Genomic DNA, 25232 nt, shown 5'->3' with positions numbered 1-25232 from the left:
CGCACCTGGTAGCCCCATGCACCTCGCCATCCTGACCTTCGACGGCTTCAACGAACTGGACTCCCTGATCGCCCTGGGCATCCTCAATCGCATCAAGCGTCCGGACTGGTGGGTGTCGCTGCTGGCGCCCACGCCCTGGGTGACCTCCATGAATGGCGTCCGTCTGGAGCGGCAGGCCGGCTTCGACGAACTGGCCGACTGCACCGCCGTACTGGTGGGCAGCGGCAGCCGGACGCGTGAACTCGCCCGGGATGCTGACCTGCTGGAGCAGCTTGCCGTGCTCGATCCCGCGCGTCAGCTGATCGGCGCCCAGTGCTCCGGCACCCTGTTGCTGGCGCGTCTCGGCCTGCTCGACGGCGCACCCGGCTGCACCGATCTCACCACCAAGCCCTGGGTGCAGGAGGCCGGCATCGAGGTACTGGCACAGCCCTTCTTCGCTCGCGGCAATCTGGCCACCGCCGGTGGCTGCCTGGCCTCCAGCTACCTGGCGGCCTGGGTCATCGCCCGGCTGCTGGGCCGCGAGGCAGCTGCCGAGGCGCTGCACTATGTAGCCCCGGTGGGTGAGAAGGAGGACTATGTGGCGCGTGCGCTCTGCAACATCGAGCCCTATCTCGACCATGAACCCCTGGAGGTCGCCTGCGCATGCTGAAGGTCCTTGGCCGCGTCTCTTCGATCAACGTGCGCAAGGTGCTCTGGTGCCTCGACGAACTGGGCCTGGGCTATGAGCGTGAAGACTGGGGCGCCGGTTTTCGCTCGGCGCAGTCCGCCGACTACCTGCAGTGGAATCCCAATGGCCAGATCCCGGTCTTGCTGGACGGCGACTTCGTGCTCTGGGAATCCAACAGCATCCTGCGCTACCTGGCCAACGCCCGGGGCGGCGAGGCGTTGTATCCCGCCGCACCGCGGGCACGGGCGCGGGTCGATCAGTGGCTGGACTGGCAGGCCAGCGAACTCAATCCGGCCTGGAGCTACGCCTATCTGGCCCTGGTGAAGCAACAGCCGCCGCAGCCCGATCGGCAGCGCCTGGCGCAGGGCATCGCCACCTGGAACGGGCGTATCGCCATTCTGGAAGCGCACCTGGCGCAGCACGGCCCCTATGTGGCCGGCGAGCGCTTCAGCCTGGCCGACATCGCCCTGGGGCTGTCGCTGCACCGCTGGCGCAGCACCCCCATGGAGCGGATCGCGGCACCAGCCATCGAGGCCTATCTCGCGCGCCTGGCCACGCGACCGGCCTGGGCCTGCTATGCCAGTGATGCCACGCCCTGAGCAGCCCGCCGGGCAGCGCCGGCAGGCGCCGCTCGCACGTCAGGCGAAGACGAAATACTTGCGCACCGTCTCGACCACTTCCCAGGTGCCCTTCATGCCGGGTTCGACGACGAAGATGTCGCCGGCCTTGAGGTGGATGGGTTCCTGGCCATCGGGGGTGATGATGCAGTAGCCCTCCTGGAAGTGGCAGTACTCCCATTTCACGTAGTCGACGCGCCACTTGCCGGGGGTGCAGATCCAGGTGCCCATGATCTTGCTGCCGTCATCGGAGGTGTAGGCATTGAGGTTGACGGTATGGGGCTCACCCTCGATGCGCTCCCACTTGCAGGCATCGACCACGGGCAGGGGTCGGGTGTCGCGCAGAACGGTGATGGGCGGGTTGGCCATGGCGGCTCTCCTGGTGATGGAAGCCGCCAAGGGTGAGGGGTCGCCCCGAACCGGGGTTGTCCAGGGTCGACACCGACCAGCGTATTTGCGCTATTCGGCCGACTAGCGCTCCACCTGCCGATTCCAGCGGGCGTTCCACTGCGGCCTTACCTTGTTGACCTCGTCCCAGTCGATGGTCACGGCGCTCTTCAGGTAGTTCTGCATGGCCTCCACCTGGCCACGGGTCTTGTCGGTGGTGGGGGTATTGGGGTTGGACGGGATCTGGTCGCCCAGTTCCAGCGCCGGGGCCTGGGCTTCGGGCGTCAGCAGGTATTCCGCCAGCTGCTGGGCCAGCTCCGGCTGGTCGTTGTTGGCGGTCACGCATTCGGCGACGTTGAGCACCACGGCGCCTTCCTTGGGCGGCGCGTATTCCACCGGGATGCCCTTGAGCTTGAGCGCGGTGACCTGGGTGGGCGTCAGCGGGAACAACGCCGCCTCGTCGGTCTGCACCATCTCCGAAAGTTTGGCCGAGCTGGGGATGTACTCCAGCACGTTGGGGCCGACGGTGGTGGGCCAGGCCTTGAAGCCGGGATCGACGTCCTGCTCGGTGCCACCCTTGAGACGGTTGAACATCAGGAAGCCGTGCAGGCCGAAGGTGGACGAGGACAGCGATTGGAACACCACCTTGCCCTTGTACTTGGGATCGGCCAGATCGGCCCAGGAGGTCGGCGCCGCCCAGCCCTTTTCCTTGAACAGCCGGCTGTTGTAGGCAAGCCCTGTCACGCCCAGGCTGACGGCAGCCGCCTGGTCCTTGATCTTGGCCTTGTCGGGGATCTGCGCCAGGCTCGCGCTGGGCTTGAGCGGACTGCACAGATTCATGCCGATGGCGCGGTACATGATGCCGTCGTCGAGGAACATCACGTGGATCGGCGGCTTCTGCGGACTGGCCTGGACCTTGGCGAGGATGTCCGCCGAGGTGCCGGGCACGATCACCACCTTGACGTTGTGCGCCTTCTCGAAGGCGGGCAGCACGCTGTCGGCATAGAGGCGCTCCATGGTGCCGCCGTTCATGCCGAGATAGAGCGTCGGTTCGGCCAGGGCGGCCAGGGGCAGGCCGGCGAGGGCCACGAGCAGGGCAGGGGTCAGGCGCATGATTGGGAACTCCTGGGCTGGGAAGGGAAACGGGCGATGGAAAAGGCCTGCAGGCTGTGCCGGGGCGCGCCCTGCAGGATGCACTCGGCCAGGGCTTCGCCAGCCGCCGGCCCGATCTGGAAGCCCGCGCCGGCAAAGCCGAAGCCGTACAGCAGGCCGGGGGTGGTGAGACTGGGGCCGAGCACCGGCTGGTGATCCGGCAGATAACCCTCGACGCCGCTCCAGGTGCGGATCGCCTGGGCACCGGTGAGCGCCGGATAGAGTTCGGCGGCGTTTCTCAGGATATCGAGGATGGCCAGCTGGCCGGGGCGGGCGCGATCGGCGTCGAGGGCGAAGCCACGCCCACCGCCCAGCACACAATTGCCCCGTGCTACCTGGCGGGCATAGATGCCACCGCCTTCCACGCCGGTGCTGGCGGTCATGAAGGGCGGCAGCGGTTCGGTCACCAGCATGGCCGGATGGGCCGCGGTGAGGGGCACCGGCTCGCCGAAGCGGGCGGCCAGCTCCGCTGCCCAGGCGCCCGCGCAATTCAGCAGCCAGGGCGCGGTGAGGGTCTGGCCGCTGTCGGTACGGAGCTGGAAGCGCTGGCCGTCGTGCTCGACCGCGGTCACGGCGGTCCGTTCGAGGATTCGGGCGCCCGCCCGGGCAGCCGCCTGGGCGAAGGCCGGGGAGACCAGCCGTGGATTGGCGTGGCCGTCCTCCGGGCAGAAGGATGCACCCACGGCGATGTCGCCGACCCAGGGAAAGCGGCGACGCAATTCGCCGCGGTCGAGCAGTTGCAGATCGAGGTCGAAGCCCTGGCTGGCCTGGGCATAGGCCTGCAGGGAGGCGAAGTCGGTCTCGCTGCGGGCCAGCTTGAGGTGGCCGGACCTCAGGTATTCGCCATCGGTGCCCAGCAGGTCCTGCAGACCACCCCAGATCTCATGGGCGCGACTGGACAGCGGCAACTGCACCAGCGGCCGCCCCTGGCGGCGCACCCCGCCATAGTTGACGCCACTGGCCTGGGCGCCGCAGAAATTGCGTTCCAGCAGGGCGACGCGCTGGCCGCCCTGGGCCAGGAACAGCGCCGCGCTGCTGCCGACGATGCCGCCGCCGATGATCAGGACATCCACGTCCAGCCGGCTCATGGCGCCAGCTCCACGCCGAAGGGCAGCGGCTTGATTGGCGCCTGGGCGCGCAACCGGCCGATCTGGTCCAGCGGCCGGCCACTGGCGCAGGCGATCAGCTCGGCCGCCGCCGCGCCACAGAGGCGGCCCTGGCAGCGGCCCATGCCGACCCGGCAGGTGGCCTTGACCCTGTTGATCTCCCAGTGCCCCTGATCCACCGCAGCGCGGATCTCGCCGGCGCTGACCTGCTCGCAGCGGCACACCATCAGCTCATCCGGCGCCTTGGCGGCCCAGTCCGCGGGGAAGGGGAAGGCGCGCTCCAGGCCCTGGCGAAAGACCTCGAAGCGGGTCAGGCGTGCTTGCAAGGCGTCGACCCGCGTTGCGTCCACCGCCAGGCCGCGATCGGCCAGCAGGCTCAGGGCGGCCAGCTCCCCGGCCAGTTCGGCGGCATCGGCGCCCTGGATACCGGCGCCGTCGCCGGCCAGGTAGACCCCGGCCTGGCTACTGCGGCCGCCGTTGTCCCGCACCGGCAGCCAGGCGCGATTGAGCGGATTCCAGGCGAACTCGCAGCCCAGCAGATCGGCCAGCTGGGTTTCGCTGCGCAGTGTCTGGCCGAAGCCGAGAGCATCACATTCCAGTCGATGCGCTTCGCCATCGGCAGCGCGCCAGCGAACGGCCTCCACACGGCGTTCGCCTTCGACGGCAAGGAGTTCAGCGCCCTGGTGCACGGGCACGCCGTGCAGCGCCAGCCAGCTGCGGTAGTAGAGGCCCTTGGCGAAGGTGGCCGGTTGACCGAGCAGCGCCGGGGTAGCCGCGGCCTGGTCGCGGAACGGCGCGCTGTCCAGCACCGCCAGCGGCTTGGCCCCGGCCTTGGCGTATTGATAGGCAACCAGATAGAGCAACGGGCCGGTACCGGCCAGCACCGGTCGGCTGCCGATGGCGCAGCCCTGGAACTTGAGCGCCACCTGGGATGCGCCCAGGCTGTAGACGCCCGGCAGGGTCCAACCCGGCACCGGCAGGATACGGTCGGTGGCACCGGTGGCAACGATGACCTGCTCGAAGGCCAGGCGATCGACGTAGCGGCCCTGGCTCAGGGTATCCAGGGCGCTTTGCTCGGCATTCCACACCAGGGTGTCGGGGCGATAGTCCAGCGCCTTCTGCATCTCGGTCAAAGCACCGTGCAGCGCCTGGGCCTTGCCCGCTTCGAAGCCATAGAGCGCCTTGCTCGGGCGCCGGAAATTGCCCGGTTGCTGGCGATAGATCTGGCCACCGCCGCGGGCGCTCTCATCCAGCAGCACCGGTCTCAGGCCATGGGCGACCAGGGTCTGGGCCGCGCGAATACCCGCCGGTCCGGCGCCCACCACCACGACGGCGCTCACAGCGGCCGCCCTGGATCGCGGCTGACCTGCTGGCCCGCTTCGAGAAAGGTGGCGCAGGCGCGTACCCGGCGGCCGTCGGCCAGGCGCACCCAGCAGTCCTGGCAGGCGCCCATCAGGCAGAAGCCGGCGCGGGGTTCGCCGCCGAAATCGCTGCCGCGCAGGTGATCGCTCTGGGTGAGGATGGCGGTGAGCAGGGTGTCGCCCTGCAGGCCCTCGGCCGGCTGGCCGTCGAGGGTGAAGGCCAGGGTTGGGCGGTCGCCTTCGGCCACCCGCTTGAGCAGTGCCATGGACGGGTCCCGGCTGTTCATTGTTTGCCCACCAGCACGCGATCCAGGCCGTAGATGCGGTCGAGCAGTATCATGGTGGCCGCGGTGAGAGCGATCACCAGGGCCGACACCGCCGCCATCATCGGGTCGATGGATTCGGTGGCGTAGACGTACATCCGCACCGGCAGGGTCTGGGTCGCCGGAGAGGTGACGAAGATCGACAGGGTCACCTCGTCGAAGCTGTTGATGAAGGCCAGCAGCCAGCCGCCGGCCACCCCGGGCAGGATCATCGGCAGGGTGATGCGGCAGAACAGCGTGGTGCGACTGGCGCCCAGGCTCTCGGCGGCCTGCTCGGCGCTGCGGTCGATGCCGATGGCGGCGGCGATCACCAGGCGCAGCACATAGGGAGTGATCACCACCACATGGGCCAGCACCAGCCAGCTGAAACTGCCGTTCACTCCCAGCAGGGCGAACAGCCGCAACATGGCCACGCCCAGCACTAGGTGCGGGATGATGATCGGCGAGAGGAACAGGCCGTTGAGAAAGCCCTGGCCAGGAAAGCGATAGCGGGTGATGGCCAGCCCCGCCGGCACCGCGATCAGCGTCGCCAGGGTGGCCGACAGCGCCGCCAGCTGCAGGCTGTTGTAGAAGGCGGTGAGGAAGTCCGCCCGCTCGAACACGGCGGCGAACCAGCGCAGCGAGAAGCCGGCGGTGGGCAGGCTGAGGGTGTTCTCCGGGGTGAAGGCCACCAGGCAGACCACCACCAGCGGCGCCAGCATGAAGACCATCACCAGGGTATGGAAGGCGAGCCCGAGCGGGCCGTTGCGGGTCATGCGGTCAGACTCCCAGGGCACGTTTGTAGCGGCGTTCCACCAGGCGATTCCAGCCCAGCATCACCAGCAGGTTGAGCAGCAGCAGGGCCACCGCCAGGGTGGCGCCCATCGGCCAGTTCAGCTCGGCCAGGTACTGGTCGTAGATCAGGGTGGCGACCATCTTCAGCCGGCGTCCGCCCAGCAGGCCGGGGATGGCGAAGGAGCTGGCGGCCAGGCCGAAGACGATCAGCGTTCCCGACAACACCCCGGGCATCACCTGAGGCAGCACGATGCGCCGCAGCACCGTCAGGTGACTGGCGCCCAGCGACAGCGCGGCCTGTTCGGCGGCGGGATCGAGTTTCTGCAGCGAGGTCCACACCGGGATGATCATGAACGGCAGCATCACGTGGACCAGGCCGACGATCACCGCGAAGGGGGTGTAGAGCAGCTTCAGCGGCCGCCCGCCCAGGGCCACGATGGCCTGGTTGACCAGTCCATCGGCGCCCAGCAGCAGACTCCAGCCAAAGGCGCGCACCACCACCGAGATCAACAGCGGCGTCAGCACCAGGATCAGGAAGATCGAGCGCCAGGGCGCGCCCATGCGACTGAGGACGATGGCCTCCGGTACCCCGATCAACACGCAGAGCAGTGTGACCAGGGCGCTGATCCAGAAGGTGCGCAGGAAGATCTCGTAGAAGTAGGGATCGCCCAGCAGGCTCAGGTAGTGGGCCAGGGTGTAGCTGCCTTCCTTGATCCCGGTTTCGTAGTCGAAGACGTTGAAGGATAGCGCCAGGGTCAGCGCCAGGGGCGCCAGCAGCAGTCCGGCGAACAGCATCAGGGCCGGGGCGCTGAGCAGATAGGCGCGACCGGTGCCGCGCAGCAGGGTGCTCATGCGGCGGCCTCCGCGGCTTCCAGTCGGCGCAGCAGACCGTCGTCCCAGTGCAGCCCGACGCGCTGGCCCTCGTCCAGCGGCGGCAGCCCATCGTTGCTGCGCAGCACCGACACCTCGCCCAGCGCCGTCTCCAGCCGATACAGCCACTGGCTGCCGAGGAAGAAACGGGTCAGCACCCGCCCTTGCAGACGTCCCTCACCGGCGGGGCGCAACCCGATCTTTTCCGGCCGCAGCGAGATCGCCAGGGCGCCGCCGGCGGCGATCTGCGGCCGACCCTGGGCATCCAGGCTGCCGGGCAGCAAGTTGGCCTTGCCGACGAAATCGGAGATGAATCTGTTGCGCGGATGTTCGTAGAGGCGATAGGGCGCATCCACCTGGGTGATGCGCCCGGCCTCCATCACCACCACCCGGTCGCTGATGGACAGCGCCTCGGACTGGTCGTGGGTCACCATCAGGGTGGTGATGCCCACCTCGCGCTGGATGCGGCGGATCTCGAACTGCATTTCCTCGCGCAGATGGGCGTCCAGGTTGGACAGCGGCTCGTCCAGCAGCAACACCGGGGGTGCTATCACCAGCGCTCGGGCCAGGGCCACCCGCTGGCGCTGGCCACCGGAAAGTTCGCGGGGATAGCGCTCGGCATGCTGACCCAGATGCACCAGGCCGAGGGCCTCCTCGACACGGCGCGCCAGTTCGGCGCCCGCGACCTTGCGCATGCGCAGGCCGAAGGCGACGTTGTCGCGCACCGTCATGTGGGGAAACAGCGCATAGCTCTGGAAGACCACCCCGAGGCCGCGACTGGCCGGCTTGGCCTGGGTGATGTCCTGGCCGTCGAGCAGGATGCGCCCGCTGCTGACGTCGACGAAGCCGGCGATCATTTGCAGGGTGGTGGTCTTGCCGCAGCCGGAGGGGCCGAGCAGGGAGACGAATTCGCCGCGCTCGATGGCCAGGGTCGAACCGGCCACCGCGTAGCTGTCGCCGTAGCGCTTGCTGAGGTTGTCGAGAGTCAGGAAAGCCATGGCCGCAATGCTCCTCCGGTCGCGCCCACGGGGACGGTGGGCAAGGTGTGGGCAGGGCGAAAGACAGCCTGGATCTGGGACGTTGGCGCTCGCTCGAATGGCGGCGTCCGGTGATTGTGAGTATCGCCCTATGGACCTGAAGGTAAGGGCGACCTAGGATGCCGGACAAGCAGGTTTTTCATTGGATGAACTTTTTTTTCAGATTTATTCACTCAGTGAAATATTTCGGAGCGCTGCAGATGGAAGATTCCAGTGAAAGAAAGGCTGCGGCAGGCGAGGTAGGCGTTGGCGCCATCAGCCGGGTGTTCGCCGTGGTGCGCGCTCTCGGTGAGGGCGATCCCGAAGGCGAGAAGGTCACCCGTCTGGCCGAGCGCGTGGGCCTGTCGCAACCCACCACCCACCGGCTGCTGCGCGGCCTGGTGGAGGAGGGCATGGTCGAGCAGTGCGCCCTCAGCAAGAGATACCGGCTGAGCCTGGACTTCTTCGCCCTGGCGGCTAGCGCTGGCCAGGTCGGCAACCTGCGCGACCTGGCGCGGCCGAGTCTGCTGCGGCTGTCGGCGTCCCTGGGCGACTCACTGTTCCTGCTGGCGCGCAGCGGCTTCGACGCCATGTGCCTGGATCGCAGCGAGGGGCCCTATCCGATCCGCACCTTCACCGGCGACATCGGCGGTCGCGTGCCTCTGGGCGGCGGCCAGGGCGCCCTGGCGATCCTGGCCTTCCTGCCCGAGGAAGAACGCGAAGAGGTGATCCGCTACAACCTGCCGCGGCTGCGCGACGCCCATCATTACGACGAGGTGCTGCTGCGCGCCGAGATCGACAACGTCCGCCAGCAGGGCTACGCCGCGCGCAACACCGGGGTGCTGGCTGGCATGGCGGGCCTTGCCGTCCCCATCCTCGACCGTAACGGCCGGGCGGTGGCGGCCCTGAGCGTGGGCACCCTGAGCGAACGCCTCAACGCCCAGCGCCTGCCCACGGTGATCGAACTGCTCCGCCGCGAAGCCGGGGTGATCGCCGCGCGCATCAACCCCTTCGATCCGGTCTTGCGCCGGCCGACCCAGGGGTTTGGTTAAAACAGCGGACCGGAGCGGGTGTTATTGCCCTTCGCCAGGCGGTCATAGAGCACCACATTGACCGTGGCCGCCAGATTCATGCAGCCCTGGGTGGGGATGTACACCACGTCCTCGCACCAGTCGCGCAGCTCCTGGCTCAGCGAACCGTCCTCCGAGCCGAACAGATAGAGGGCGCGATCGGGATGGGTGTATTCGGGCAGCGGCCGAGCGCCGTCCACCAGCTCCACCGCCACCGGCACGCACCCCAGCGGCAGGATGCGGCGCAGGTCGTCGATGTTGATCAGCGGAATGTCCTGGTGGACCTTCTTGGTGTCGGTAACGAAGTCCTTGGCGCGGTCGTAGCGGGTGCCGGTATAGAACACCGAGGCCACCCCGTAGCAACCCGCCGCCCTCATGATGGACCCGACGTTGGACGGCGACTTGGGGTTGCTCAGGCCGATGCAGGCGTATCTCTTGTTGCTCACGTCAGGGGACTCTCGGGAAAACCGCCAGTATAAGGCGTCGAAGGTTGCAGAAACCGACTAAGATGCGCGCCCGCGTCTCCAGCCCCGAGCCCCAGCGATGTCCGCCACCGCCCTCTACACCGACCTGTCGGCCTACTACGACCTGCTCTGCGCCGACATCGACTACCAGGCCCAGAGCCAGGCGGTGCTGCGCCTGCAGCGACTGTTCGGCAACGGCGGCAGCCGTCACCTGGATCTCGCCTGCGGCACCGGTCCCCATGTGCGGCATTTTCTCGATGCCGGCTTCCAGAGCAGCGGGCTGGACCTCAATCCGCCGATGCTGGCCCAGGCTGCGCTGCGTTGCCCGGAGGCGGACTTCTCCTGCCAGGACATGTGCGCCTTCGAGCTGGAGCAGCCGGTCGATCTCATCACCTGCTTTCTCTACTCCCTGCACTACAGCGGCAGCCTCGCACGGCTCCAGGCCTGCCTGGCGCAGGTCCAGGCGGCCCTGACCCCCGGCGGCCTGTTCTGCTTCAACGCCGTGGACAAGCGCCGCATCGACAATGCCTCCAGCGTCGGCCACAGCGTCGCGCGGGCCGATGGCCACTTCAGCTTCGCCTCCGCCTGGCACTACCCAGGCGAGGGCGAACACCAGCAGCTCCGCCTGCGCATCGAACGCCGCCACGCCGGCGAGCAGCAGACCTGGCAGGACGAACACCCCATGGTGGCGGTGGACTTCCCCGAACTGCTTGCGCTGCTGGAGGCGCAGTTCGACGTCCAGATGCTGGAGCACGACTACCAGCGCATCGAACCCTGGGCCGGCGAGGCGGGCAATGCGCTGTTCGTCTGCGTCAGGCGCTAGAGGGTGTTAGTGGGCATGGGCATGCATCCCGCCGTCTACCGCGATCACATCACCGGTGAGGTAGCGCGCCAGCGGTGAGGCGAGAAAGGCCACCACCTGGCCCACGTCTTCCGGCTCGCCGAAATAGCCGATGGGAATGTGCCGGGCGATAAAGGCCTGGCGCGCCTCGGGCGTCGGATGCAGCCGCTGCAGGATCTGCTCGGAATTGATCCGCCCCGGGGCGATGGTGTTGACGGTGATGCCCTCGGCCGCCAGCTGACTAGCCAGCCCCTTGGACCAGAACTGGATCGCCGCCTTGGCCGTCCCGGCGCCGTTCACGTCCCGTGGCTCCATGCTGCCGCTGAAATTGACGATGCGTCCCCAACGCCTTTCGCGCATTCCACCCAGCAGCGCCTGGGTCAGGCGGCGCGTGGCGGTGAAGTTGAGATTCCAGGCTTCGTCCCAGGCCGCGTCGTCCGCCGTTATTGAAAGCGGTCTTGTGCCGCCAACGTTATTGACCAGGATATCCACCCGACCCAGCCCTTCCTCGGCTTCCCGTACCAGGCGCTGGACGTCTTCGGCGTCGGTGATATCCGCTGCGATCACCAGCGGCCGGGCATGACCCGCCGCCACGATCTCCTCGGTCAGGGCCTCCAGGGCGTCCCGCCGCCGTGCGGTGATCGCCAGCCGAACGCCTTCGGCCGCCAGGACGCGGGCTATGCCCGTGCCTATGCCCATGCTGGCACCAGTAACCAAGGCAGTCCGGTCGTGCAGTTGCAGATCCATGATCGATTCTCCAGGGGTAAGGATTTTCGTAGGTTGGGCTGAGCGCAGCGAAGCCCAACACTTCGCGACCTCACCCACACCACTAGCCTCACCCATCATCTAAATGAGATAAACGCCACCTAGGTGTAGGGATCCCTTAACAGGAGTGTTGAATGGATCTGCTCGACAGCATGCAGGTGTTCGTTGCCGTGGTGGAGCGCGGCAGCCTGGCCGCGGCGGCCCAGGCCCAGGGCATCTCGCCGACCATGGCCGGCAATCACCTGCGCGGTCTGGAAAAGCGCCTGGGTCTGCAACTGCTGGTGCGCACCACCCGGCGCCAGCGCCTGACAGCTTTTGGTGAGGGCTACTACGCCCGCTGCCGCGAGATCCTCGCCCTGGTCGCCGACACCGACCGCCAGGCCGAAACCCAGCGCCTGGCACCCGCCGGCATCCTGCGCGTGTCGGCGCCGGTATCTTTCGGTACCTATGGCCTCACGCCACGGCTGGGCGACTATCTGGCGCGGCATCCCCAGGTCACCCTCGATCTGGTGCTGAGCGACCGGGTCCAGGACCTGGTGGAGGAGGGCATCGACATCGCCATCCGCATCGGCGAACTGGCCGATTCCTCCCTGGTGGCGCGACCCCTGGCGCCCTATGAGATGTGGTGCTGCGCCGCGCCCGGCTATCTCGCCCAGCGCGGCACGCCCGGGCGACTGGCCGATCTGGAAGCTCACGACTGCCTCGGCATGGACCCTCGCGCCCTGAGCCAATGGCGCGCCCAGACCGGCACCCCCTTCGGCCCGCTGCCACCCGGCCGCCTGCACCTCAACAACGGCCCCTCCCTGCGCCTGGCCGCCCTGCAGGGCCTCGGCATCATCCTGCAGCCGGCCTTCCTGCTGCAGGACGACGTCGCCACCGGAAATTTGGTCCGCCTCTTCCAAGGCCAGGAACTCACCCGCCCCCTGACCGCGCTCTATCCCCAGACAAGATGGCGGTCAGTGACGGTGAGGAGTTTTGTGGAGTTTCTATTGGGCGAGTTTGAGTCGTATTGAACGGTTCTGCATGAATTTCTGGGTACGTTTTTTCTATACTTTTTCCAGAATATCGGAATTGAATCGTTCTTTATCAATAAGATATTTCTTTAAAAGATTTGTGAATTTTTTGTTTTGCTTTTTGCTAGAGTAGAATATGCTTTGCAGGAATAGCATTAGTGCTGTTATGCAAATAATAAAATACAAAGCCGTAAAGCCTATTTGAATGGCGTTATTTTTAACTAAACTCGAGTTTGCTATAAGGTTTACAGCTGCTGTTATAAGTGCAATTGTTATTGCGTGGGACGTTATTTTGCTGTGGTTTTTTGGTTCTTCGAGTTCTATTTCATTCCATTTTATAATCTCTTCTATGTCTTTTTCTTTTAGTTCAGAGGCTTCGATTTTTCTCTCAAAATAGATGTAGGTGGCATACCTATCTATTTTAAGGAAAGGGATTTCCTTGAGCTCAGGGAATAGCTTTTTTGTTATTCTTGTCAGGTTAAGGCTAATTAATAGTGCGGATATGCAAATCGCTGTTGCGCTTTTTATAAAGTGCTCTTGCGAATAATATGAGGCGCTGATGCATATGGCAGCATAGCCCGCGATGCTCCAGTAGATGGCAGCCCCTTTTCCCAGTTCAATCAACATTTTGAAGCGATAACAGCTTTTCTTTATTTTTTCAAATTTTCCTAATTTTTGGACTATTGACATGCGTTATTTTCCTCCTTAATGCTTGGCGTTGAAAAGATTTAGGTTTTAGTCGATTACCTAGTACCGTAGCCTTTTCCACTCGCACCCATCAAGGCGACGCCTCACAGCTCTATCAGCGCCAACCATTTCTCCATAAACACACTCAACGGATTATCCCTATACGCTCCGAAAGGCCCGCGCCGTTCGTAGCTCGCTGCCCCATACAAGGCCAATGCCTCAGGTTGGTAAGGACCGGTCTCCAGCATCGCTCGCTCGCATCCTGTCGTGAGCGCCTCAGCCTCCAGGCGAGAAAGCAAACGCCTACCCAACCCCTGACCCCGCCCTGAGGGGCTCACGTACAGGCACTTGATCTCCCCATAGCCCTCGTTGAGCACCATGGCGGCACATCCGAGCGCTTGGCCGCCTGCGTCACGTGTCACCAGGAACAGCACGTTCGGCTGCATGAGCGATGTCAGATCCAGGGCATGACGACTCTCGGGCGGATAGAGGCCGTCCTGATAGGCATCCAGTTCGGCGATCAGGGCGATCACCTCGGGTTGGTCGGGGGATTCGAAGGCGATGGGCATGGTGGCTCCGGTCAGGCAATCGCCCAAGCCTAAGCTATTGGCGCGCCTTCATCCCAGGCTCATCCGCAATCCATCCCGCCCGCCGCGCTTGGCGGCGTAGAGGGCACCGTCCCCGCGCTCCAGCAGGGCCGCGAGGCTTTCCGGCGGCTGATCGAACAGCACGGCGCCGATGCTCAGGGTGACGGGCTCGGGCGTCCGCACGCGCTGCGCCGCCAACTGGTTGAAGCGCAGTCTCAGGGTCTCCGCAAGGCGCACGACGTCCCCATCGGCCGCCTCACCCAGCAGCACCACGAATTCATCGCCCCCCAGCCGGGCGGCCAGCGCCTGGCGGGGCAGGGAGGTGCGCAGCAGGTCGCTCAGGGCGATCAGCAGACCATCGCCGGCCGCGTGGCCATGGAGGTCGTTCACCAGCTTGAAATTGTCGAGGTCGATCAGCAGCAGGGCACCGGGTCTGGTCGGGGTCGCCTGGCCGAACAGTCGCGGCGCCTCGGCCTCCAGCGCTCGGCGGTTATGCAGACCGGTCAGGGGATCGCTGCCGGCCAGGCGCTCGATATGCTGCTCGCGGCGATAACGCACCGTGCCGGTCATCGACAGGGCGATCAGCATCACCGCCATCACCCCCTCTACCAGCGAGATCTGGATGATAACGCCGCGATAGACCGCCAGATCGATCAGGCTGCCGGGGGTTAGCGGCGGAATCATCTTGATCAGGTAGAAGAGTCCATGGATCAGCAGCACCATGCGCAGCTGCCGCTCTTCGGCATTGCGCCGCCGCAGCAGCAGGCTCGCCCGTATCGCCAGGATGCCGATCATGAGCGACTGCACCACCAGCAGTACCTTGGACCACCAGGGCTCATTGGGCAGCAGCAACATCCCGAGCCAGGTCGCAGCGAAGGCCCACCAGCCCAAACTCAGACGGCGCGCCGTGAAGCGTGCCACGCCGATCAGGAAGAGCCCATGCACGAAGATCAGCAGCCCGTTGGCGAACCAGATGCCCACCAGCAGCAGCCCCTGGCTACGAAGCAGCGCCAGGGTGCTACCCACGCAAATGAGGGCGAAGCCCGCGCTCCAGTACAGCAGCGCCGACTCGCGCACCGACCGCCATTCGATGGCCAGGTAGCCCGCCGCGGCAGCCGCCAGGGCGATGGTGAGGATCAACATGGTGGGGGCATCGAGTGCCATGGGCGAATCGGACCTGTCTGGATACGAAAAGGGCACTCCCTGCCTTGGGGCGAGCGCCCGCCAAAGCGGAGCCGCACCGCAGTCTTATCGACACGGCATGCGCGGGCTTGAGGCAGAGGATTGCGCGCCATGATGACGGGCCGATAAACCTAATTCAAACCCAGCCCTTCGGCTGGGGCAGGTGGCCCGCCCGTTACTGAGGTTTCACCAGCGTCCTAATCGCCGATGCCGGCAACTGCGCCGTACTGCCATCCGCCAGCCGCAGCACGAAGGCCTCGCCCAGCGACCAGACCACCTGGACGTCCTTGAGCACGCACTGCTCATCGGTAGGCAGCACCCTGGCCTGTTCCTTGGCGCAATAGGAGGTGTCGAGCACGATGGCCTTGGCCTGGTAGTTACCCAGACCCAGCGTCTTGACCATGGTCTCGGGGAGGGTGGTGAGTACGCCGCTATAGCCGGCCAGAAAGAGGGCGAAGAACAGCGAAAACATCATCGCCGCCTTCCAGCCGGCGATGAACAGCATGGATGTCATGGTCGTGACGAAGGCAATGATGAAGGGGGCGATGGCCAGAGCGCCCCACTTGAGTAGCGGCTGCCAATCGCTCACCAGCGGATAGGCCTGGGCCAGCATCCAGAAGATGAACAGGCCGACGACCATCGTCGGCAGGTAAGCCTCCCAGACGAACTTCAGGAAGCTGAAGCGGCGCAAGTCGAACAGCCCCTGAATGGCCATGCCCGCCAGTAGCGTGATGGCGATGGGTGCCAGAAAGGCAACGCTGAGGAACAATTCAGGATCGACAAAGAGAATGGCCGCATTACTGAACCCCGCCAGCAGATAGGGCACGAAGAACACCAGCGCCATCAACAGCATGATCTTGCGAAAGCGCCCTTCGCCTCGATAGGGCAGGGCGTAGGTGATGTCTTCCTTGATCGCAGCCGTATTGATGAAGCGGTAATAAACCCATGCGCCTGGCAGGAACAGTGCGGCAACGAAGGCGCCTATGGTCAGAAAGCCCAGGCAGGCAGCCGCCAGCAACAGCGACGAGAACTGGAAGAGATCGAAGCTGGGATAGAAATGATTTCGGGCGAGATAGGCCAGGAACATCCCGAAGCCCAAGGTAGGCGGCAGCCCCTTGGCCAGCAGCGACGCATGGCGCCGCAGGAACGTGCCAGAGAACGCGAGGATAAGGTCGAAGACTGTATCCGTGTCGGTGGCGGGTTGGTCGGTCCAGCGGGGCATGGGGTCATCCTTGAATACAGTTATGCTGCTTATCTATTCGTTGTTTACCTGACCTTATAATTGCTCGGGCCTATACGTGCATGGGTTGGTGATATTGAATTATTGCCTTTGCAGAAATCCTGCAAGATGCGCATGTCTTCTTAGAGTTATCTTGATTTGTTCTTTGATGGTTGAGGGCATAGTATTTTCTGCTGAAAAAGCCTTTAGTTCTATTATTCTATTGAAGTTGTTTGTTTCTGTTTTTTCGATATATATATCGCTTCGAACACTTGAGTATATGGTTTTTATATCTACTTCATGTTTCGCTGGCAGCCCGCAAGCTGTAATTATTTTTGAAATGCGTTTTCCAAGCGCTGTGGGTGTACTAGTTACCGTTTCGTACCAAGTATGTGCGTCATCAGAGCGCTGAGATTCTCGTTCCCTTACCGGGGCGTAAGAATAGTTTTGCCAATTGCCGGAAATGACATGAAAGAAGTGAGTGTTCTTAAAGCGATCTAAAAATGTCTTTGCAAGTGGTCTGTCATCTCGATCTAGCTCCAGGCAAAGTCTATGCAAGTCTGCGGCGCGAATCGGGATAACCCGGAAATCAAAATATAGCCTCGCTTTATTTAATTCATGTAGAGGCAAGGTTTTTTTGTCTTCATCATTAAGTTCTATATACCAGGCCTCCCAGTTTAATCTGTATTCGTCGCGAGGTTTTGAGAACTGCATTACTCTTTGATTTCGTAGTCCATCACTTACCGGCCATAGTAGCGTAACTTGATATTCTGACAGGTTTTGCAATCCATCCATTCCCTCTCCAAGCCTTTCTGCCACCTTTTCGATTGTTTCTCCAATTGTGCTACTGTGTATAGCAATTTCCTCAATGTCATCGCGGATTATCTGGTAGTCAGACAGCGGCTTTTCCATGTTATGGAAAGAAAAGGTTTCTTCGATTATACGTGCCCAGTTTTTTGAGTCTGGACCTTTTATTTCAAAGTCCTTTGATATGAGTATTCTTTTGTTTCTTGAGGTCGCTTCAGCAAGCATGGTTCTAAAATCTTCATTGGTAGTAAGCCAGATGAAGACTACTGGTATATCTTTGCATTCGCCTCTATCTAGCAAGCTTAAGTGTTCAACAAACTGGGTTGGAATTCTTTCCTTTCCTTGAACATTCTCTTCATATTGATCTATTACAGCAACAATCAATTTTCCTGGATCTATCTTATTTAAGTACTTTATCTTTTTTATCAAAGCATCGAAGGTTTCAATTTCGCTTCGTTCTAGTGTTGTACTGATTACGGATGGCATGTGCGTAGATAGCTCCCTGGAGGCTGAGCTTTTTCCTGAGCCGCTTTCTCCGAAGAGCGGTAGAAATCGAATGCCTCCAGAAATTCTCATTGACTTATAAGCGCGATCAACCAGTGCAATAAGTTCTTGATTAGGAGCCAGCCTACCTTTGTAAGCGGTATCAAGATCTTCATACCTTGATGGTAAGTTAATATTCATAGTTTATTTCCTTAATAAAAAACCCCGCACTAGGCGGGGTCTTTTGATCCCAACATCCATGGCAGGCGTCAGGTTAATCTACTCTGTGACGAGCGTCACATCAATCCCAGCTCAACGCCCCGCCAGTCTGATACTCGATCACGCGGGTCTCGAAGAAGTTCTTCTCCTTCTTGAGGTCCATGATCTCGCTCATCCAGGGGAAGGGGTTGGTAGCGCCCGGGTATTCTTCCTTGAGGCCGATCTGGGTCAGGCGGCGGTTGGCGATGAACTTGAGGTAGTCCTCCATCATCGCCGCGTTCATGCCCAGTACGCCGCGGGGCATGGTGTCACGGGCGTATTCGATCTCCAGTTGGGTGCCCTGGAGGATCATCTGGGTGGCTTCGTCCTTCATCTGGGCATCCCAGAGGCTCGGGTTCTCGATCTTGATCTGATTGATCATGTCGATGCCGAAGTTCAGGTGCATGGACTCGTCACGCAGGATGTACTGGAACTGCTCGGCGGTGCCGGTCATCTTGTTGCGGCGGCCCATGGAGAGGATCTGGGTGAAGCCGCAATAGAAGAAGATGCCTTCCAGTACGCAGTAGTAGGCGATCAGGTTCTTGAGGAACTGGCGATCGGTCTCCGGGGTGCCGGTCTTGAACTCGGGGTCGGAGATGGAGCGGGTGTACTTCAGGCCCCAGCTCGCCTTTTTCGCGACGCTCGGGATCTCGTGGTACATGTTGAAGATCTCGCCTTCATCCATGCCCAGCGACTCGATGCAGTACTGGTAGGCGTGGGTGTGGATCGCCTCTTCGAAGGCCTGGCGCAGGATGTACTGACGGCATTCGGGGTTGGTGATCAGGCGGTAGACGGCCAGTACCAGGTTGTTGGCGACCAGCGAGTCGGCGGTGGAGAAGAAGCCGAGGTTGCGCTTGACGATGCGACGCTCGTCCTCGGTGAGGCCGTCCGCGCTCTTCCAGGTCGCGATGTCGGCGTTCATGTTCACTTCCTGAGGCATCCAGTGGTTGGCGCAACCATCCAGATACTTCTGCCAGGCCCAGTCGTACTTGAAGGGTACGAGCTGGTTGAGGTCGGCGCGGGCGTTGATCATCTGCTTGTCGCCGACGTGTACGCGCGCGGAGGAACCTTCCAGGTCGTCCAGGCCTTCTTGGATGTCCAGCTCGTTCAGCGCGGCCTTGGCGCGGGCCACGGCGTCGGAATCGTCAGCGGACAGGGCGCGGGCGTCATGGACCAGGGCGTCGCCCTCGGAATCCAGGCGCTCGGTCTGAGCGGGCGCCTGCTGGCCAGCGGCCTGCGCGGACTTGGCGGGGGTGGCGTCGTCGTCTTGGTCGAATTCTTCCCAGTTCAGCATGGGGTGTCTCCTGGGTGGCTGTGCGGTGGGGGCGGGGCGGCGTGGCCCTCACCCTAACCCTCTCCCAGGGGGAGAGGGGATAAAGAGCAGCCCTCTACTGGGAGAGGGCTTGGGGTGTTACTGGCAGGCTTCGCACTCGGGATCGTCGAGGCTGCAGGCCTTTGGCACCGGAGCCGGTGCGGGGGCGGGAGCAGCTTCGGCTTTCTGGGCCGGGGCGGGCGCTGCACTGGCCTGGACGCCGGTGATGGGATCGGCGCTCACGGCGTTCAGCTTGCCGGTGTTGATGGTGGACTTCTCGGTGCTGGTGGCAGCCAGGGCACGGAGGTAGTAGGTGGTCTTCAGACCGCGGAACCAGGCCATGCGGTAGGTCACGTCGAGCTTCTTGCCCGAGGCGCCGGCGATGTACAGGTTCAGCGACTGCGCCTGGTCGATCCACTTCTGGCGACGGCTGGCGGCCTCGACGATCCACTTGGTCTCCACTTCGAAGGCGGTGGCGTACAGGTCCTTCAGATCCTGCGGAATGCGCTCGATCTGCTGCACGGAGCCGTCGTAGTACTTGAGGTCATTGACCATCACCGAGTCCCACAGGCCGCGGGCCTTGAGGTCGCGTACCAGGTAGGGGTTGATGACGGTGAATTCGCCGGAGAGGTTCGACTTCACATAGAGGTTCTGGTAGGTCGGCTCGATCGACTGGGACACGCCGGTGATGTTGGCGATGGTCGCGGTCGGGGCGATGGCCATGATGTTGGAGTTGCGGATGCCTTTCTTGGCACGCTCGCGCAGCGGGGCCCAGTCCAGGGTCTCGGACAGGTCGACCTCGATGTACTTGGCGCCGCGCTCTTCGATCAGGCGCTTCTCGGAATCGATCGGCAGGATGCCCTGGGACCACAGCGAACCCTGGAAGCTGGAGTAGCTGCCACGCTCTTCGGCCAGGTCACAGGAGGCCTGGATGGCGTAGTAGCTGATCACTTCCATGGAGGTGTCGGCGAACTGCACGGCGGCATCCGAGCCGTAGGCGATGTGCTGCAGGTACAGCGCATCCTGGAAGCCCATGATGCCCATGCCGACCGGACGGTGCTTGAGGTTGGAGTTCTCCGCCTGGGGCACCGAGTAGTAGTTGATGTCGATGACGTTGTCGAGCATGCGCACGGCGGTCTTGACGGTACGGGCGACCTTGGCGGTATCCAGCTTGCCGTCGACGATGTGGTTCACCAGGTTCACCGAACCCAGGTTGCACACGGCGATCTCGTCCTTGTTGGTGTTCAGGGTGATCTCGGTGCAGAGGTTGGAGCTGTGCACCACGCCCACGTGCTGCTGCGGGCTGCGCAGGTTGCACGGGTCCTTGAAGGTCAGCCACGGGTGGCCGGTCTCGAACAGCATGGACAGCATCTTGCGCCAGAGGTCCTTGGCCTTGATGGTCTTGTGCAGCTTGAGCTTGCCGTACTCGGTCAGGGCTTCGTAGTACTCGTAGCGCTCTTCGAAGGCCTTGCCGTAGAGGTCGTGCAGATCAGGCACGTCGGCGGGGGAGAACAGGGTCCAGTTGCCGTCCTCGAAGACGCGCTTCATGAACAGGTCGGGGATCCAGTTGGCGGTGTTCATGTCGTGGGTACGACGACGGTCGTCACCGGTGTTCTTGCGCAGTTCGAGGAATTCCTCGATGTCCAGGTGCCAGGTTTCCAGGTAGGCGCAGACCGCGCCCTTGCGCTTGCCCCCCTGGTTGACCGCCACGGCGGTGTCGTTGACCACCTTGAGGAAGGGCACGACGCCCTGGCTCTTGCCGTTGGTGCCCTTGATGTAGGAGCCCAGGGCACGCACTGGGGTCCAGTCGTTGCCCAGGCCACCGGCGAACTTCGACAGCATGGCGTTATCGTGGATGGCGCCATAGATGCCGGACAGGTCGTCGGGTACGGTGGTCAGGTAGCAGCTGGACAGCTGCGGACGCAGGGTGCCGGCGTTGAACAGGGTCGGGGTGGACGCCATGTAGTCGAAGCTGGCCAGCAGGTTGTAGAACTCGATGGCGCGGGCTTCCTTGTCCTTCTCCATGTGCGCCAGGCCCATGGCCACGCGCATGAAGAACAGCTGCGGCAGCTCGAAGCGGGTGCCGTGGCTGTGCAGGAAGTAGCGGTCGTACAGGGTCTGCAGACCCAGGTAGGTGAACTGCTGGTCGCGCTCGTGATCGATGGCGGCGCCCAGGCGTTCGAGATCGAAGCTGGCCAGTTTCGGGTCCAGCAGCTCCAGCTCCACGCCCTTGGCGACGTAGGCGGGCAGGGCCTTGGCGTAGAGGTCGGCCATCTCGTGGTGGGTGGCGGACTCGGCGACGCCGAGGAAGCTCAGGCCTTCGGCGCGCAGGCTGTCCAGCAGCAGGCGAGCGGTGACGTAGGAGTAGTTGGGCTCACGCTCGACCAGGGTACGGGAGGTCATCACCAGGGCGGTGTTGACGTCCTTCTCGGCCACGCCGTCGTACAGGTTCTTCAGGGTTTCCTTCTGGATCAGCTCGCCGTTCACCTCTTCGAGGCCTTCGCAGGCTTCGCTGATGATGGTGTTCAGGCGACCCATGTCCAGCGGCTGGGTGGTGCCGTCGGCCTTGGTCACGCGGATGCTCGGGTGCGGCTCGGCGATGTCGCTGGCGGCGCCCTGCTTGCGCTCCTGGCTGCGGGCCTCACGGTAGATCACGTAGCTGCGGGCGACCTTCTGCTCGCCGGCGCGCATCAGAGCCAGTTCGACCTGGTCCTGGATCTCTTCGATGTGGATGGTGCCACCGGAGGGCATACGGCGCTTGAAGGTGCTGCTGACCTGGTCGGTGAGCTGCTTGACGGTGGTGTGGATGCGCGAGGAGGCCGCGGCGGTACCGCCTTCCACGGCGAGGAAAGCCTTGCTGATGGCCACGGTGATCTTGTCGTCGGTATAGGGGACGACGGTACCGTTGCGCTTGATGACGCGCAGTTGACCGGGGGCGGTGGCGCCCAGGTCCTGGCTGTCATCTTGCGCCGGGCGGCCCTGCTGGGCTTGCTCGCGGGTCAGGTCGGTGTGCATGCGGAACTCCCTTGATCGGAAAGAGGGGATCGTCGGCGAGCCGGCGATCCGGAAGAGTGTTGGCCCTGGGCCTGCGCGACGACTGCCTGTCGCGCCATTAGCAATGAAGATTCCAACGAAAAGCCGTATCGGCACCGATTCCCGAGGGAGCCGGCGTTCGGGGTCAGGGACCCTGGAAATTCATGATTCGGGCGACAGGATAAGCCCTCCTCGCTAGGGAAGACAGTCTTGACAGAGGGGTGTTTCGCCGTCCCAGGCTATACCGACGAACTGCTATATATGGTGGTGCGGGGGTGCAAAGGCCACTAGATGTCGCGTTTGTCACGTTTTCAGCTGTGGATAAGACGTGGATAAGCTGTTCGGGACTGGGGGGTATCCTGGGGGTGGTACCCGGTCAGTGCGCGTGAAGGCTGGGATCAGAGCGAGGTGGTCAAATAACGTACAACGTGGCGGAACCGGCATGACAAAAGCGTCGAGGGATATACCGGTTCGCTATGAGCACTTTCTCCACCATAAGAAAACGTTCGATGGCCGCTGCGACGTTCTGCCCCTGCCAACCTCCGCGGCTCTCATCGACCAGAGAACCCTTCCTCTATATAGGCTTCCCTCAGCGCCGAGGCGCGACCAGCGTCAGCAACCGCTGTTGCTCGTCCAGGCGGAAGTGACCGCGCAGGGATGTCCCGGCGGACCAGCGCGGCGAGAGATCGATCAGCAGGCGGATGTCGAAGGCACCGCCGGGATCGGTGCCAAGGATCTCGGCATCCTGGAAGAAGAACATCTGCCCGACCTGGGGGTGCAGCGCCTTGAACAGACTCTCCTTGGCGGAAAACGCCAGGGTGATGGCAAAGGCCTGCCGATCTTCGTCCAACGCCTGCACGCTTTCCCGTTCGGCCGGAGTGAGGATCTGGTCGGCCAGACGTAGGGCCTTGGCCGGTTCGAGCAGGGTTTCCACGTCCAGACCCAGACCCAGGTAATCCCCGGCGCTGCCCACCACTGCCGCGGCCCAGCCGTGGCTATGGGTGATGGCGCCGACCCAGCCGCTCGGCCAGGCGGGTCCGCGGTCCGTGGTGCGATGACCGGGCACCGCAGCAGTACCGCTCAGCTGGCGCAGCGCCTCGCGAGCGCAGAGACGACCGGCCAGGTACTCGGCCTGGCGCTTGGCCACGGCGCGGCGGATGTTGTCCGGGGGTAGGGCGCCCAGGCGCAGGGCGTCACGCTCGAAGCTCAGCTGGGTTGGATCGAAGCGGCAGTGCAGGAGGCTCAGGGAGGCGAGTTCCGCCGCCAGGGGCGGTAGCGGCTCGGGCGCTGTGCAGCAGCCGGGCAGGTCGGCGGGGGGCAAGGCAGGCATCTCAGCCGACTACTCGTGGAGGGTAGCTACGGATCACGGCAGGCTCCGAGGGAAGGGCGCGCAAAGGATAGCCGACTACCGGCTCTGGCTGGCGGAAAACCGCCTCGGACGGTGGGGGATTTCCGCCCCTTTTCGTCGGGTGGCGAGGTTCCGCCCGCCGCGGGCTACTAGACTTTTGGCTGAAAGGTGCATGAAAGCTGGCCTTTTGATTGCGCAGCCAAAAGTGGAACGACGATTGCTTAGGTTTAGCCAGATACTGGCGTCACCGTCGCGCGGCCGCCAGATCCACAACAAAAAGCTCTCAGGATGAGAGAGCCAACATCAGTCAGGTGCCCACTCAGACAGGACGTCAGGCAGTGGCCACAAGGGAAAGAGCCATGACAGCAACCGTCGACACAACAACTACTACAGCTCCCGCGCCCAAGCGACCCGTCAAGCAGCCGATCTACAAGAGCCTGTACTTCCAGGTAATCGTGGCGATCGTCCTGGGTATCCTGCTCGGCCACTTCTATCCACAGACCGGCGCTGCCATGAAGCCGCTGGGCGACGGTTTCATCAAGCTGATCAAGATGGTCATCGCGCCCATCATCTTCTGCACCGTGGTGACCGGCATCGCCGGCATGCAGAACATGAAGGCCGTGGGCAAGACCGGCGGCATGGCGCTGCTGTACTTCGAGATCTTCTCCACCATCGCACTGCTGATCGGCCTGATCGTGGTCAACGTCGTCCAGCCGGGCGCCGGCATGAACGTCGACGTCAGCACCCTGGACACCAAGGGCATCGCGGCCTACGCGGCAGCTGGCGAGAAGCAGAGCACCATCGACTTCCTGATGAACATCATCCCGTCGACGGTCGTCAACGCCTTCGCCACCGGTGAGATCCTGCAGGTCCTGTTCTTCGCCGTGCTGTTCGGCTACGCCCTGCATCGCCTGGGCGAGACCGGTCAACTGGTGTTCAACTTCATCGACCGCATCTCCCACGTCTTCTTCAACATCATCAACGTCATCATGAAGCTCGCCCCCATCGGCGCCTTCGGTGCCATGGCGTTCACCATCGGCAAATACGGCGTCGGCACCCTGGTGCAGCTGGGCTACCTGATGGCCTGCTTCTATATCACCTGCCTGCTGTTCGTACTGGTGGTACTGGGCGCCGTCGCACGCATGCACGGCTTCAGCATCCTCAAGTTCATCAAGTACATCCGTGAAGAACTGCTGATCGTGCTGGGTACCTCGTCCTCCGAGTCCGCCCTGCCGCGCATGCTGACCAAGATGCAGAAGCTGGGCGCCGAGAAGTCGGTGGTAGGCCTGGTGATCCCCACCGGCTACTCCTTCAACCTCGACGGTACCTCCATCTACCTGACCATGGCCGCGGTGTTCATCGCCCAGGCCACCAACACCCAGATGGACATCACCCACCAGATCACCCTGCTGCTGGTGCTGCTGATCTCCTCCAAGGGCGCCGCAGGCGTCACCGGTAGCGGCTTCATCGTGCTGGCCGCCACCCTGTCCGCTGTCGGTCACGTACCGGTCGCTGGCCTGGCGCTGATTCTGGGTATCGACCGCTTCATGTCCGAAGCCCGCGCCCTGACCAACCTGGTCGGCAACGGCGTGGCCTCCATCGTGGTCGCCAAGTGGTGTGGCCAGCTGGACGAGCAGACCCTGAAGACCGAACTCGCTCGCGGCCCGAACGCCGTCGAAGTCGAGGAAGCTCGCCAGACTGCTTGAGCCTAGCGCGAGGACCGCTCCTGGAGCGGTCCCGCCGGCACTCGCGAAACGCCCGTATCGAAAGATGCGGGCGTTTTCTTTTGCGCTGGATTTGCTGAGGGAGGGACGCAGACACTGTGCCCTGGCGGAAACGCCGAGCGATCAATTGGCTGGGGTTGCCTCAACCGCCGGCCAGGGTGCCTGA

The 25232-nt window shown here is 63.4% G+C and carries 24 protein-coding genes; 6 read left to right on the top strand and 18 right to left on the bottom strand.

What is annotated here, in order from left to right:
* Positions 1 to 16: 16 nt before the first annotated feature.
* Both FEZ61_RS15530 and FEZ61_RS15525 read left to right on the top strand, forming a co-directional pair.
* Positions 17 to 649, top strand: coding sequence for a DJ-1/PfpI family protein (locus FEZ61_RS15530; protein WP_173149367.1), 633 nt, complete (start codon positions 17 to 19; stop codon positions 647 to 649).
* A complete protein-coding gene (locus tag FEZ61_RS15525; RefSeq protein WP_173149365.1) occupies positions 643 to 1266 on the top strand; it encodes a glutathione S-transferase family protein in 624 nt (207 codons plus the stop codon). Before FEZ61_RS15530 ends, FEZ61_RS15525 begins: the two co-directional genes overlap by 7 nt.
* Positions 1267 to 1305: 39 nt before the next feature.
* On the opposite strand, the gene FEZ61_RS15520 is transcribed toward FEZ61_RS15525, so the two are convergent.
* From FEZ61_RS15520 to FEZ61_RS15485, 8 genes are all read right to left on the bottom strand, one after another.
* A complete protein-coding gene (locus tag FEZ61_RS15520; protein WP_173149363.1) occupies positions 1306 to 1653 on the bottom strand; it encodes a cupin domain-containing protein in 348 nt (115 codons plus the stop codon).
* Positions 1654 to 1755: 102 nt separating this feature from the next.
* Entirely contained in the window at positions 1756 to 2784 is a 1029-nt protein-coding gene (locus FEZ61_RS15515) for an ABC transporter substrate-binding protein (protein ID WP_017641955.1), read from the bottom strand.
* Positions 2775 to 3911, bottom strand: a complete 1137-nt coding sequence (locus FEZ61_RS15510; RefSeq protein ID WP_173149361.1) for an FAD-binding oxidoreductase — start codon at positions 3909 to 3911, stop codon at positions 2775 to 2777. Before FEZ61_RS15510 ends, FEZ61_RS15515 begins: the two co-directional genes overlap by 10 nt.
* On the bottom strand, positions 3908 to 5269 hold the full coding sequence (locus FEZ61_RS15505; protein WP_173149359.1) for an FAD-dependent oxidoreductase: 1362 nt from the start codon (positions 5267 to 5269) through the stop codon (positions 3908 to 3910). The genes FEZ61_RS15510 and FEZ61_RS15505 overlap by 4 nt, the downstream gene beginning before the upstream one ends.
* Positions 5266 to 5556 carry a (2Fe-2S)-binding protein gene (locus FEZ61_RS15500; RefSeq protein ID WP_026083946.1) on the bottom strand — a complete coding sequence of 97 codons (291 nt, stop codon included), beginning with the start codon at positions 5554 to 5556 and terminating at the stop codon, positions 5266 to 5268. The genes FEZ61_RS15505 and FEZ61_RS15500 overlap by 4 nt, the downstream gene beginning before the upstream one ends.
* Before the next feature lie 17 nt (positions 5557 to 5573).
* Positions 5574 to 6368, bottom strand: a complete 795-nt coding sequence (locus FEZ61_RS15495; protein WP_027598975.1) for an ABC transporter permease — start codon at positions 6366 to 6368, stop codon at positions 5574 to 5576.
* Between the two features lie 4 nt (positions 6369 to 6372).
* On the bottom strand, positions 6373 to 7239 hold the full coding sequence (locus FEZ61_RS15490) for an ABC transporter permease (RefSeq protein ID WP_017641960.1): 867 nt from the start codon (positions 7237 to 7239) through the stop codon (positions 6373 to 6375).
* Positions 7236 to 8255, bottom strand: coding sequence for an ABC transporter ATP-binding protein (locus tag FEZ61_RS15485; RefSeq protein ID WP_173149357.1), 1020 nt, complete (start codon positions 8253 to 8255; stop codon positions 7236 to 7238). The genes FEZ61_RS15490 and FEZ61_RS15485 overlap by 4 nt, the downstream gene beginning before the upstream one ends.
* A 239-nt stretch (positions 8256 to 8494) precedes the next feature.
* Between FEZ61_RS15485 and FEZ61_RS15480 the strand changes: the two genes are divergently transcribed.
* A complete protein-coding gene (locus FEZ61_RS15480) occupies positions 8495 to 9325 on the top strand; it encodes an IclR family transcriptional regulator (RefSeq protein WP_173149355.1) in 831 nt (276 codons plus the stop codon).
* Here FEZ61_RS15480 and FEZ61_RS15475 read toward each other — a convergent pair.
* On the bottom strand, positions 9322 to 9789 hold the full coding sequence (locus FEZ61_RS15475) for an RNA methyltransferase (protein ID WP_059226744.1): 468 nt from the start codon (positions 9787 to 9789) through the stop codon (positions 9322 to 9324). The two genes, FEZ61_RS15480 and FEZ61_RS15475, sit on opposite strands and share 4 nt — an antisense overlap.
* Positions 9790 to 9886: 97 nt before the next feature.
* Here FEZ61_RS15475 and FEZ61_RS15470 point away from each other — a divergent pair, with 97 nt between their 5' ends.
* Complete coding sequence (locus FEZ61_RS15470) at positions 9887 to 10630, top strand: class I SAM-dependent methyltransferase (RefSeq protein ID WP_173149354.1); 744 nt, start codon at positions 9887 to 9889, stop codon at positions 10628 to 10630.
* A 6-nt stretch (positions 10631 to 10636) separates the two neighbouring features.
* Here the strand turns inward: FEZ61_RS15470 and FEZ61_RS15465 are convergent, their stop codons facing one another.
* The gene (locus FEZ61_RS15465; RefSeq protein ID WP_173149352.1) at positions 10637 to 11395 is read right to left on the bottom strand and encodes an SDR family oxidoreductase; all 759 of its coding nucleotides are present in this window, start codon (positions 11393 to 11395) and stop codon (positions 10637 to 10639) included.
* A gap of 152 nt (positions 11396 to 11547) precedes the next feature.
* Between FEZ61_RS15465 and FEZ61_RS15460 the strand changes: the two genes are divergently transcribed.
* On the top strand, positions 11548 to 12426 hold the full coding sequence (locus FEZ61_RS15460) for a LysR family transcriptional regulator (RefSeq protein WP_173149350.1): 879 nt from the start codon (positions 11548 to 11550) through the stop codon (positions 12424 to 12426).
* A 33-nt stretch (positions 12427 to 12459) separates the two neighbouring features.
* Here FEZ61_RS15460 and FEZ61_RS15455 read toward each other — a convergent pair whose 3' ends face one another.
* From FEZ61_RS15455 to FEZ61_RS15420, 8 genes are all read right to left on the bottom strand, one after another.
* Positions 12460 to 13116 (bottom strand): hypothetical protein, encoded by a 657-nt coding sequence (locus FEZ61_RS15455; protein WP_160923402.1) that lies wholly within the window; start codon positions 13114 to 13116, stop codon positions 12460 to 12462.
* Positions 13117 to 13217: 101 nt separating this feature from the next.
* Entirely contained in the window at positions 13218 to 13682 is a 465-nt protein-coding gene (locus tag FEZ61_RS15450; protein WP_173149348.1) for a GNAT family N-acetyltransferase, read from the bottom strand.
* Between the two features lie 48 nt (positions 13683 to 13730).
* Positions 13731 to 14864, bottom strand: coding sequence for a GGDEF domain-containing protein (locus tag FEZ61_RS15445; protein WP_173149346.1), 1134 nt, complete (start codon positions 14862 to 14864; stop codon positions 13731 to 13733).
* Positions 14865 to 15057: 193 nt separating this feature from the next.
* Positions 15058 to 16104 carry a hypothetical protein gene (locus tag FEZ61_RS15440; RefSeq protein ID WP_173149344.1) on the bottom strand — a complete coding sequence of 349 codons (1047 nt, stop codon included), beginning with the start codon at positions 16102 to 16104 and terminating at the stop codon, positions 15058 to 15060.
* A gap of 99 nt (positions 16105 to 16203) precedes the next feature.
* Complete coding sequence (locus FEZ61_RS15435; RefSeq protein WP_173149342.1) at positions 16204 to 17592, bottom strand: ATP-binding protein; 1389 nt, start codon at positions 17590 to 17592, stop codon at positions 16204 to 16206.
* 100 nt (positions 17593 to 17692) lie between these two features.
* Positions 17693 to 18943: a ribonucleotide-diphosphate reductase subunit beta gene (locus FEZ61_RS15430; protein ID WP_173149340.1), complete on the bottom strand. Its 1251-nt coding sequence runs from the start codon at positions 18941 to 18943 to the stop codon at positions 17693 to 17695.
* A gap of 117 nt (positions 18944 to 19060) precedes the next feature.
* Complete coding sequence (locus FEZ61_RS15425) at positions 19061 to 21976, bottom strand: ribonucleoside-diphosphate reductase subunit alpha (RefSeq protein ID WP_173149338.1); 2916 nt, start codon at positions 21974 to 21976, stop codon at positions 19061 to 19063.
* Between the two features lie 607 nt (positions 21977 to 22583).
* A complete protein-coding gene (locus tag FEZ61_RS15420; RefSeq protein WP_173149336.1) occupies positions 22584 to 23324 on the bottom strand; it encodes a 4'-phosphopantetheinyl transferase superfamily protein in 741 nt (246 codons plus the stop codon).
* Positions 23325 to 23701: 377 nt separating this feature from the next.
* On the opposite strand from FEZ61_RS15420, the gene FEZ61_RS15415 reads away from it, so the two are divergent.
* Positions 23702 to 25048 (top strand): dicarboxylate/amino acid:cation symporter, encoded by a 1347-nt coding sequence (locus tag FEZ61_RS15415; protein WP_051226179.1) that lies wholly within the window; start codon positions 23702 to 23704, stop codon positions 25046 to 25048.
* Positions 25049 to 25232: the final 184 nt, after the last annotated feature.

It is taken from the genome of Pseudomonas sp. MS15a(2019), from assembly GCF_013277805.1.
Classification (GTDB): Bacteria; Pseudomonadota; Gammaproteobacteria; order Pseudomonadales; family Pseudomonadaceae; genus Chryseomonas; species Chryseomonas benzopyrenica.
Note: the sequence above shows the minus strand (reverse complement) of the source record. Positions and strands in the feature narration are given on the sequence as shown.

What these genes read in the sequence shown, in the direction of transcription:
- FEZ61_RS15460 (WP_173149350.1), top strand. Translation starts at nt 11,548, where the DNA reads ATGGATCTGCTCGACAGCATGCAGGTGTTCGTTGCCGTGGTGGAGCGC.
- FEZ61_RS15480 (WP_173149355.1), top strand. Translation starts at nt 8,495, where the DNA reads ATGGAAGATTCCAGTGAAAGAAAGGCTGCGGCAGGCGAGGTAGGCGTT.
- FEZ61_RS15500 (WP_026083946.1), bottom strand. Translation starts at nt 5,556, where the DNA reads ATGGCACTGCTCAAGCGGGTGGCCGAAGGCGACCGCCCAACCCTGGCC.
- FEZ61_RS15515 (WP_017641955.1), bottom strand. Translation starts at nt 2,784, where the DNA reads ATGCGCCTGACCCCTGCCCTGCTCGTGGCCCTCGCCGGCCTGCCCCTG.
- FEZ61_RS15425 (WP_173149338.1), bottom strand. Translation starts at nt 21,976, where the DNA reads ATGCACACCGACCTGACCCGCGAGCAAGCCCAGCAGGGCCGCCCGGCG.
- FEZ61_RS15450 (WP_173149348.1), bottom strand. Translation starts at nt 13,682, where the DNA reads ATGCCCATCGCCTTCGAATCCCCCGACCAACCCGAGGTGATCGCCCTG.
- FEZ61_RS15495 (WP_027598975.1), bottom strand. Translation starts at nt 6,368, where the DNA reads ATGACCCGCAACGGCCCGCTCGGGCTCGCCTTCCATACCCTGGTGATG.
- FEZ61_RS15510 (WP_173149361.1), bottom strand. Translation starts at nt 3,911, where the DNA reads ATGAGCCGGCTGGACGTGGATGTCCTGATCATCGGCGGCGGCATCGTC.
- FEZ61_RS15465 (WP_173149352.1), bottom strand. Translation starts at nt 11,395, where the DNA reads ATGGATCTGCAACTGCACGACCGGACTGCCTTGGTTACTGGTGCCAGC.
- FEZ61_RS15415 (WP_051226179.1), top strand. Translation starts at nt 23,702, where the DNA reads ATGACAGCAACCGTCGACACAACAACTACTACAGCTCCCGCGCCCAAG.
- FEZ61_RS15470 (WP_173149354.1), top strand. Translation starts at nt 9,887, where the DNA reads ATGTCCGCCACCGCCCTCTACACCGACCTGTCGGCCTACTACGACCTG.
- FEZ61_RS15420 (WP_173149336.1), bottom strand. Translation starts at nt 23,324, where the DNA reads ATGCCTGCCTTGCCCCCCGCCGACCTGCCCGGCTGCTGCACAGCGCCC.
- FEZ61_RS15435 (WP_173149342.1), bottom strand. Translation starts at nt 17,592, where the DNA reads ATGAATATTAACTTACCATCAAGGTATGAAGATCTTGATACCGCTTAC.
- FEZ61_RS15525 (WP_173149365.1), top strand. Translation starts at nt 643, where the DNA reads ATGCTGAAGGTCCTTGGCCGCGTCTCTTCGATCAACGTGCGCAAGGTG.
- FEZ61_RS15490 (WP_017641960.1), bottom strand. Translation starts at nt 7,239, where the DNA reads ATGAGCACCCTGCTGCGCGGCACCGGTCGCGCCTATCTGCTCAGCGCC.
- FEZ61_RS15445 (WP_173149346.1), bottom strand. Translation starts at nt 14,864, where the DNA reads ATGGCACTCGATGCCCCCACCATGTTGATCCTCACCATCGCCCTGGCG.
- FEZ61_RS15440 (WP_173149344.1), bottom strand. Translation starts at nt 16,104, where the DNA reads ATGCCCCGCTGGACCGACCAACCCGCCACCGACACGGATACAGTCTTC.
- FEZ61_RS15430 (WP_173149340.1), bottom strand. Translation starts at nt 18,943, where the DNA reads ATGCTGAACTGGGAAGAATTCGACCAAGACGACGACGCCACCCCCGCC.
- FEZ61_RS15520 (WP_173149363.1), bottom strand. Translation starts at nt 1,653, where the DNA reads ATGGCCAACCCGCCCATCACCGTTCTGCGCGACACCCGACCCCTGCCC.
- FEZ61_RS15485 (WP_173149357.1), bottom strand. Translation starts at nt 8,255, where the DNA reads ATGGCTTTCCTGACTCTCGACAACCTCAGCAAGCGCTACGGCGACAGC.
- FEZ61_RS15455 (WP_160923402.1), bottom strand. Translation starts at nt 13,116, where the DNA reads ATGTCAATAGTCCAAAAATTAGGAAAATTTGAAAAAATAAAGAAAAGC.
- FEZ61_RS15530 (WP_173149367.1), top strand. Translation starts at nt 17, where the DNA reads ATGCACCTCGCCATCCTGACCTTCGACGGCTTCAACGAACTGGACTCC.